The sequence below is a fragment of the Patescibacteria group bacterium genome, from assembly GCA_024238995.1.
Lineage (GTDB): Bacteria > Patescibacteriota > Minisyncoccia > Minisyncoccales > JANBVM01 > JANBVL01.
Map to the genome: position 1 here is coordinate 95,786 of JANBVL010000002.1, position 8,455 is coordinate 104,240.

Sequence of the window (8,455 nt, forward strand, 5' to 3'; positions counted from 1 at the left end):
TTTAACAGAATTTGTTAAAATTAAAACACAAAAGGTCGTGTTATAACATAACCTACATTAATAATATGGTTTTTTCTATTATTTCACGTTTAGTTAACGGAGTAAAAGAAGGAGTAAAAGCAGGCCTTCAAGGAGTAAGCGACACTAGCAATGCTGTTATTGACGTTGTTAAAAACACAACAATAACTTTAGTTAAAGGTACAGGAGAAGTAGTCTCTAAAGGAATTGAAGTCGCTGGTTCAGTTGTAAAAGGTGCAATATTCGGGATATCTGATATTGGAACTTCAGTGATAGGAGCAATAAAAGGAATTGTAATGGGAACAATAAATGGCGTTATGGAAGCTGGTGGAAAACAAGAACAAGCAATTCAAGGAGCTGTTGCTCAATCAATTCATAGTGCAAAAGAACTTGGATTAGATGTTGGCAAAACTGCTGTTGAAGCAGTAAGCGGTTCAGTTGAAGCAGTCAAAAAAGTAGGTGGCAATGCAGCTGAAGCAACAAAACAAGCTGTTACTGCTGCTATTTCTGCTGCTAGGGATATAAGTGATGAATCAGTTACTGCTGTAAAAGATGCTCTTTCAACAAGTATTGAGGGAGCAAAAGACATTATTGACGCACTCAAAAAATAAAATAATTCAAAGTCAGGAATTCTTATCAAAAATTATTGTTTTAAAAACAGGTTAGAATGAGCCTGTTTTTACTTTTCAATCCAACCTAAAACTGTTTTATTTGAGCTTGACTATGTTTCCTCTTGATAGTAAACAGAAATATTGTTGTTTTACAACAAAATAAGGAATGAACAGATATGAAAAACTTAACGAAAGAAACAATACCATGTTGGTATGAATTATCTTGGCAAGCAGAAAACCTAGCTATTTTACTAAAAATACATCAAGATTTCATTGAAGAATCCAAGCCAATATCGCAAACGGCTCCAATAGTGAGAGAATTAAAAGATTTCAATTTTCCTGATTTTTCAGGAGATTTTAACAAGGACCTTGGTTTTGGAGGAATACTGGAATTCATTAATGAAAAGAATGGTTTTAATGAATTTCTTATCAGAATACCGCCGATTAGGATTGAAACCGATGAAGAATGTGTAGAATGCAAAGGCTCCGGTCAAGATGATAACGAAGAGTGTTTGTATTGTGATGGCACTGGAAGAAAAATTGTTCATAACTGGCGCACTGCCAGTATGATATCAGCAAGCCTTTCTATACTTACCAACAAGCTTTGTCTTCTTAAAAAAGATACTTCATCTAAGCTACCTCAGCTCATGACGGTGATAACTACAAATGGAAAAGATGGTCGTGGATATTCTATATCAGGATCGTTCAGTATTCCTTTTCGCAAGTGGTTAAACTCTCTAGGATCTCTTGATGAAAATGAATACAAATTTTCACAAATGATTCAAGCAATGAAAACCTCTTATGGTCAGATGCTAGGCCTAGAACATATCAATAAACACAATTTCAGCGCTTATGTTATTGACGAAAGAGGTTTGCTTCATGCCAGCTGTCCAGGAAATGCTTGCGGTATTGACCCTTCTGATGGCTACAATCAACCTGGGGTTGGATATAACTTTGATTGTCACAATATAAGCAATGTTGCACAACAGCTCACCCTGTTTGCAGGACTCGCAACAATTCATGACCAAGCAAGAGAAGAAATAGAAGATTATTAAAAACTAAAAGTCTGGATAATATCCAGACTATTTTTTTAGAAGAATAAAGCTAAATAAACTATTTAATTTTAATCTGAGAAATATCATTAACCACTATCCAAGCACTCATCGTTCCATATCCTTTTTTATTTATTCTAAAAGGTTTTATTTTCTTTGGATTTTTTAAAAAAACTAAGATACAATATTTTTTATTTTTAAACATTTCAAAAAATCTAGGAATATCGTCTATTCCTAAACCATCATTTTCTCCATATTTTTCTAAAATTTCTTTCACCTTTTCTGGTATAAGATTAGAGAATTGAATAACCTTTCTAACTTCAGTTTTGACACTAACTAATTTTCCAGAATCTTTAAAATATACTACATCCCTTGTTTGTATATTGTCCCAAGGCCTATATTTTGTTTTATACCACCTAGATTCTATTGTTTTTTCTCCTGTCAGAATTTTAGGAAGCAATCCCCACGATTTTTTCATTATTGCCAAATGATCCATATTAATATCTTTGAATACTCAACAATTCAACTTCAAATATTAATGTAGAATTAGCTGGTATAAGGCCAACGCTAGCCGTCCCATAACCTAATTCTGACGGAATTGTTAGTTTTCTTTTCTCCCCTATTTTCATTCCTAAAACCCCTATATCCCATCCTTGGATTACTCGATTAACTCCCAAAGCAAAACTAAAAGGTACATTTCTATCTAGGCTTGAATCAAATTTTGTTCCATTCTCCAGCCATCCTGTATAATGCACTGTTGCAATATCTTGACTTCGCGCTTGTTCTCCTGAGCCAAGCTGTAAAATTTCAATTTGAACACCTTGTCTTTCAAACTTAGCTGCTAGTTCCTGTTCATTTACTGATTCTGAATTTTTGTTTTTATTTTGAAGGTAAAAATAAGAAGCGAAGATTAAAATAATTGAAACAGTGAATATAATGATTTTTTTCATATTTATTAATTGTTTTTATTGGTTATTAATTAAAATTATACTAACAAAAAAACCCATTAATAACAATTCGCCGAAAGGTAATTAAACTTGACTCTTTCATAAAATCATTACATAATATTAAACCATGGAAGCATTTTTAACCTTTATAATTATAATTGCCTTGCTTTTTTCCTTTGCTAGTTCTCCGGCTAAAAAACCTACTGATGTGAATGAAGAACCTGCTGTTCAGGATGTTATTTATACAGCATCTTTAGTCCAACCAAGCCAAACAATCCAATCTCAACCAGCAATTCAGCAACCAACAATAAACCTGATTGATACATATATAGTGTCGGGACCAGAGCAAGGTGAAATTCTAAAAAACACTAATAGTGTTGTTTTTGAATTTGATGCAAATATTTTATCAGATAATTTAAAAGGGAAATTATATTTTGAAACAAAAGTTTTGGGATTTGATAATGATTGGAAAAAAACCAGTGCTAAAAAAAGAACAATTGTTCTTCCCTCTGGCTCCAATCAATACACTTTTTTAGTAAGGGCGAAAATTAATAAAACAGTTGATTTAACTCCAGCGCAAAGAGCTTTTACTTTAAATATCTCTCCTTATTTTAAGAAAGTTAAGATATCTACCATTCAATATGAATCTACATCAAGGCCAGCTTTAATTACTTTAATTACCAATTTGAATCAGAACGAAGAAATTAATATTACTGGCTGGTCTATTGAATCCAAAAACGGAAAGATAGTCATTCCTCAAGCAACAGAAAAATATTATCATTATTATGGCTCACATAATAATGAAGATATTATAATTAAAAAAGGTGAAAGAATCTATTTATCGAGCGGATATAATCCTTTAGGAAGAGATAGAAACTTTAAAGACAATAAGTGCATGGGATATTTAACAAACTCTTTTGATTTTCCTGTTTCTATTTCTAAAAAATGTCCAAAACCAACAGCACAAGAAGTATCGCATCTGGACCCATGTTGCCAGCAATTCATTCTTAAATTAAAATCCTGCCAATATCCTGATTATTCTGAGGATGCAGATGTAAGAAGCGATAAACAATGCACAGAGTACATTGATGAAAACCTTAATAATATTGGTTGTTTTATGAATCATTCTCAAGATAAATATTTTTTGGGAAACAACTGGTATATTTACCTTCATGGGAAAAATATTCTTGCTGATGATTGTTATGACACGCTTTATTTAAAAGATAAAAACGGCCTTGTCATTAATACCTATCCTTACGGCAAGCCTGTTTGTAAATAGAATTTTCCAAAAGCAAAAAAACTACTATTTAGTAGTTTTTTGTTTTTGGTTTAATCACGCAATGAAAATTTAGACTTATTAACACTATCTTCTTCTCTGATGATTTCTTTTGTGGTTATGATTCATTCCGTCAGAAATTCTTTTTAAAGGTTTTGCTAGATTAACTCTATCAGCAATCATTTCCCCTATTATTGCAAAAGGAACTGCAATTGCCACTATTATAAGAATCATCTTTGGCGTTATTGAAGCTCCTGTTGTTAATTTAACAGCAATAATATCTTCAGTGATACCAATAATAATTCCGAAAAGCAAGAATTCAAACATTACTTCTAGTTTTTTCCATTTTGAAACCATGCTCTTTTATTATATATAAATAAATTTAAGTAAGCTTGTGGATAATTAAAATATTCTTTCCCAAAAACTTTTTAGTTTCATTTCAATGTTAAAATGAACCGGATCACCTTCCCTTACCTCAAGTATATCTGATTGATAATCTTCATAATCAGAATGCTCTGCTGTAATATAATATCTTCCTTCTGGCACTAAGAATGAGTACTGGCCAGTTTGTTTTGTTATTTGAGGGTTTTTCTGATCATAACTTCCTGCTGGCCAAAGAATAAAATCATTTACAGATTTATCAAACACAAACAACCTAACAACAGCTCCCCTAATACGAAGCTCACCTCTTTTAAGCTGCTCATAAACATATCCTTCAGGGTCAACTAGAACAATCTTTTCTACTTCTTTTTCTGTTCCATCAGCAAAATCAATATCAACCCCTATTTTATACTCTCCTGCCACAGGAGGAATACTTAACACTGCTTTGAAAAACCCTTGCTCATCTGGCCCTTCAAAGATAAGAGATAATAATTCATAGGTTTTTGCAAAAACACTGCTAGCAGACACTTTATTAACAAAAGGAAGATGAAATGTTTGTTTTGATTTTATTTGAGATATTTTTTCAAAGTATAAAAATCCTTGCAAGCTTGAAACTGGTTTAGAGGGCTTAATAAAGACAGTAACCTGTTTTCCAGCAATCACCCGGGATTGATCATAATCTATATCCAAATCAATATTGCCAAAACTGCTGCGAACGAAGATAGTATCCACTTTTACAGTTTCAGATATCACAGAAGGTCTAAGGTCAGGAATGATTTCTGGTTGAACTACTTTCTTTTCTGAAGGCAGCTCTATAGGAATCTGAAAATAAGTCTGGAATGATTTTAATTGACGAAATGTTAAATCAGTGAAATAACTTATCCTACCATTCATTGATTCAATGCGCTGGTCCACTGTTTTTGCAACTTGATTTATGAACTGGGTTATTTTTCTTGTATTTTCCTGAACTTGTTCAGTTACATTTTCAATTGCCAAATCTCTTGATTTTTCAATTTCAGAAACTATTGAATCAATTTCCTCGTCTATCGTTTTTACAACCTGGCGCGAATATTTGGTTATACTTCTTGTTCCTTCCTGGGTTTTCTCGGCTATATTCTCAAAAGACTCAGCTATAAATGTAGTTATGCTTTTAACTGTCTCAAATCCTTTACTAATCACTTCCTGGGTTGTTTCAATAATTTCTTTTCCCAGCTCCTTCAAGGCCTGAGGAACTTCTATCTCAATTGGAAGCAATAAAGGTTCTGGTTCTGGTAAAACAACAGGGGGTTCTTCAATCTCTGGAGGTACTGGAACGGGCAAAGGTTCTTCAACCTCTGGTTCAGGAAAAATTTGCTCTTGAAGCTCTTTTTGAAGCCGTAATATTTCTTTTTGAATATTTATAATTATAATTTTTAAATCTGTGATTAAAGCCTCTGTAATTACAGAAGGCGGAATTTCTTCTTCAGGCGCAGGCGGCGCTTCACCTGATGGACGCGTCGGCGCTGGAGCTGTAACTACTTCAGGAACTTCCTCCTCTCCTGTTAAGGTAAAGCTATTGCTATTGGAGTCATAACTATTAGAACGAACTATTACGTTTCCAGAAGAAGCGTCATCTGGAATTTCAATAGTAATAGATGTATCTGTCCAGGCAGAAACCTTGCTGTCTCCAGTCAAAACCCCATTAATAGTAATTTTATCGCTGGAACTTGCACGATTACCCTGAGAAGGACAAGTTCCTGATTGGCAAAAATGATCTCCTGAAATTACAACTGATTCTCCAGCTTGAGCAGTGCTTGGACTAAGACTGGTAATTTTTGGAAGAATTCTAAAATTAGTCCAGTTATCTGCCTTGCTGTCAGAAGAACGAGTTAGAATAATACTGCCTGTATAAGTGTCATTATTAATACTTGTGGGAATTCTTATCTGAACAGCAGTATCAGACCATGAATTAACTGTTACACTTTCTCCTAATACACTGACTGTTCCCTGTGTTCCTGAAAGACGATTTCCATTGATTGTTATTATACCGTCACTATCTCCTGAACTATATTCTCTAGCAGCATTACTTACATTTGGCGTTGTTAAAGAAGTAATATCAGGATATACATAAAATGTTAAAGGCGTAGAATCATCAGTATTATTAGCTCTAATTATTAATCCATTACTATTAATGCCTCCAAAAATATTAATATCCGAAGAAACAGTAAAAGTAATGGTTGTAGAATTCCAAGAAGAAACATCATCACAAGAAATAGAATAAGAACCAATTTTTACTTTACGCTGCGGTGAACTGCAGGAAGAACCAAAATTAGTACCAGAAACCGTAATCTGCTGACCAATACGTCCGCCGTCAGTTAGCCCTGCTTCTGTGCCGTTAGTAAATGAAAGAGCGTCAGGACCAGAAGCAGTAATTAATTTAGGATATTGAGTATATGTAGTTAAACTAGTTCCATCTGATTTAACCATTTTAAAACAATATGTAGTAGAAGCACTAGCCCCATTATTCTCTACTGCCCAGTCCCATTCACCTTTTTCTGCTACACCAATAGCAGCAGGATTAGATAAAGAATTATTCTGTTCTTCATAGCTTTCAAGTTTGTTGGCTTGAGAGTCCAATAATGAAGCAGTGATACTTGCTCCATCAGAAGGAGCAGCATTATTATAGCCTCTCCAGATGATTCCGCTTGATATTGCTCCAGTGTCATACCAGTTAAGACCTGCGCTGCAGGCATCACTTGTTGAAGCGTATTGTAGTTTGAATGCTTGAGAACTTGTTGCCAAAGCAATAGTGCTTACTTCCAATGACATTCTTAATCTCAACACTTCACCACTAACAATATCAGTCGCAGTAGCATTCTCAGATGCTTTGGCTGTTGTTGGCTGAACATTATCAGCATTGTCATAGAAACGAAAAGTAGTTTGGTCAAGTACTGAAGAAGGAGTAGTAACTTTAGGATAATTATTGTAAGTGCTTAGCGCTGTACCATCTGATTCAACTATTCTGAAACAGTAGCTGGTATTGGCTAACCCTCCATTATTCTGAACAACCCAATCATATTCTATGTCCTGGCTTACTGAAGCTGATTTGGGGTTTGATGCTGAATTATTCTCTTCTTCATAAGTGCCTAATACATCAGATACTGATAAGAGTGTTGAAGTAATAGTAGCTCCATCTGATGGTGTAGTATTATTATAGCCTCTCCAGATGGTTCCGCTTGATATTGCTCCTAAGTCAGATCAGCTAAGACCTGCGCTGCAGGCATCGCTTGTTGATGCATACTGAAGTTTAAATGCTTGTGTTGAAGTGGCTAAAGATGATGATGCTATTTGTATTGATGTTCTGATTCTTAATACATCATTAGTAGCTACACTGGTAATAGCAGTATTCTCAACAGCTTTGGCTGTTGTTGGCTGGACAGCATCAGTATTGTCATAGAAGCGGTAATAGTTTTGGATAAATGTAGCTGCAGTTGTAGTAGCTTTGGGATAATTAGTGTATGTATCTAAAACATTGCCATCTGATTTAACCATTCTGAAACAGTAAGCAGTAGAACCTAAAGCTCCATTATTCTCTATTGCCCAATCCCATTCTCCTTTTTCTGCTACACCAATAGCAGCAGGATTAGACAAGGAATTATTTTGTTCTTCATATGACTGCAGCTTATTGGTTTGAGAATCCAGTAATGATGAAGTAATACTTGCTCCATCAACAGGTGTAGTATTGTTGAAGCCTCTCCAGATAACTGAACTTGATATTGCTCCAGTGTCATACCAGTTAAGAGTTGGAGCGCAGGCAGCTGTGGTTGAAGCGTATTGTAACTTAAAAGCTTGAGAGCTTGTGGCTAATGCAACACTGCTCACTCCTACTGACATTCTGATTCTTAATACATCACCACTAGTAACATCTGTAATGGCAGTGTTTTCAGCTGCTTTGGCTGTTGTTGGCTGAACAGCATCAGCATTGTCATAGAAACGGAAAGTAGTCTGGTCAAAAGCTGAAGAAGGAGTAGTTGCCTTGGGATAATTATTGTAAGTGCTTAATGCTGTGCCATCTGATTTAACCATTCTGAAACAGTAGTTGGTGTTGGCTAGTCCGCCATTATTCTGAACAACCCAGTCATATTCTATGTCCTGGCTTACTGAAGCTGCTTTAGGATTTGATGCTGAATT

General features: G+C 34.7%; 8 protein-coding genes. 3 read left to right on the plus strand and 5 right to left on the minus strand.

The genetic code is table 11. From position 1 onward, the window contains the following. Window positions 1–65 precede the first annotated feature (65 nt). Together KJI70_01430 and KJI70_01435 are read left to right on the plus strand one after the other, a co-directional pair. Entirely contained in the window at window positions 66–629 is a 564-nt protein-coding gene (locus KJI70_01430) for a hypothetical protein (GenBank protein MCP6718195.1), read from the plus strand. A 176-nt stretch (window positions 630–805) separates the two neighbouring features. Beyond that, a complete protein-coding gene (locus KJI70_01435) occupies window positions 806–1,684 on the plus strand; it encodes a hypothetical protein (GenBank protein ID MCP6718196.1) in 879 nt (292 codons plus the stop codon). Window positions 1,685–1,742: 58 nt separating this feature from the next. On the opposite strand, the gene KJI70_01440 is transcribed toward KJI70_01435, so the two are convergent. Together KJI70_01440 and KJI70_01445 are read right to left on the minus strand one after the other, a co-directional pair. Then, window positions 1,743–2,177, minus strand: a complete 435-nt coding sequence (locus tag KJI70_01440) for a hypothetical protein (protein MCP6718197.1) — start codon at window positions 2,175–2,177, stop codon at window positions 1,743–1,745. 1 nt (window position 2,178) lies between these two features. Further along, on the minus strand, window positions 2,179–2,493 hold the full coding sequence (locus KJI70_01445) for an FKBP-type peptidyl-prolyl cis-trans isomerase (protein MCP6718198.1): 315 nt from the start codon (window positions 2,491–2,493) through the stop codon (window positions 2,179–2,181). 262 nt (window positions 2,494–2,755) lie between these two features. On the opposite strand from KJI70_01445, the gene KJI70_01450 reads away from it, so the two are divergent. Continuing rightward, on the plus strand, window positions 2,756–3,907 hold the full coding sequence (locus KJI70_01450) for a hypothetical protein (protein ID MCP6718199.1): 1,152 nt from the start codon (window positions 2,756–2,758) through the stop codon (window positions 3,905–3,907). An 84-nt stretch (window positions 3,908–3,991) separates the two neighbouring features. Here KJI70_01450 and KJI70_01455 read toward each other — a convergent pair whose 3' ends face one another. The 3 genes from KJI70_01455 to KJI70_01465 all read right to left on the minus strand — a co-directional run. After that, window positions 3,992–4,261, minus strand: a complete 270-nt coding sequence (locus KJI70_01455; protein MCP6718200.1) for a hypothetical protein — start codon at window positions 4,259–4,261, stop codon at window positions 3,992–3,994. A 45-nt stretch (window positions 4,262–4,306) separates the two neighbouring features. Further along, on the minus strand, window positions 4,307–7,093 hold the full coding sequence (locus tag KJI70_01460; protein MCP6718201.1) for an IPT/TIG domain-containing protein: 2,787 nt from the start codon (window positions 7,091–7,093) through the stop codon (window positions 4,307–4,309). 429 nt (window positions 7,094–7,522) lie between these two features. Continuing rightward, on the minus strand, window positions 7,523–8,455 hold a 933-nt coding region (locus tag KJI70_01465; GenBank protein MCP6718202.1), incomplete at its 5' end, for a hypothetical protein.

Bases quoted from the DNA above. Each gene is read 5' to 3' on its own strand.
- KJI70_01440 (MCP6718197.1), bottom strand. From the start codon at position 2,177: ATGGATCATTTGGCAATAATGAAAAAATCGTGGGGATTGCTTCCTAAA.
- KJI70_01455 (MCP6718200.1), bottom strand. From the start codon at position 4,261: ATGGTTTCAAAATGGAAAAAACTAGAAGTAATGTTTGAATTCTTGCTT.
- KJI70_01430 (MCP6718195.1), top strand. From the start codon at position 66: ATGGTTTTTTCTATTATTTCACGTTTAGTTAACGGAGTAAAAGAAGGA.
- KJI70_01435 (MCP6718196.1), top strand. From the start codon at position 806: ATGAAAAACTTAACGAAAGAAACAATACCATGTTGGTATGAATTATCT.
- KJI70_01450 (MCP6718199.1), top strand. From the start codon at position 2,756: ATGGAAGCATTTTTAACCTTTATAATTATAATTGCCTTGCTTTTTTCC.
- KJI70_01460 (MCP6718201.1), bottom strand. From the start codon at position 7,093: ATGTCATTGGAAGTAAGCACTATTGCTTTGGCAACAAGTTCTCAAGCA.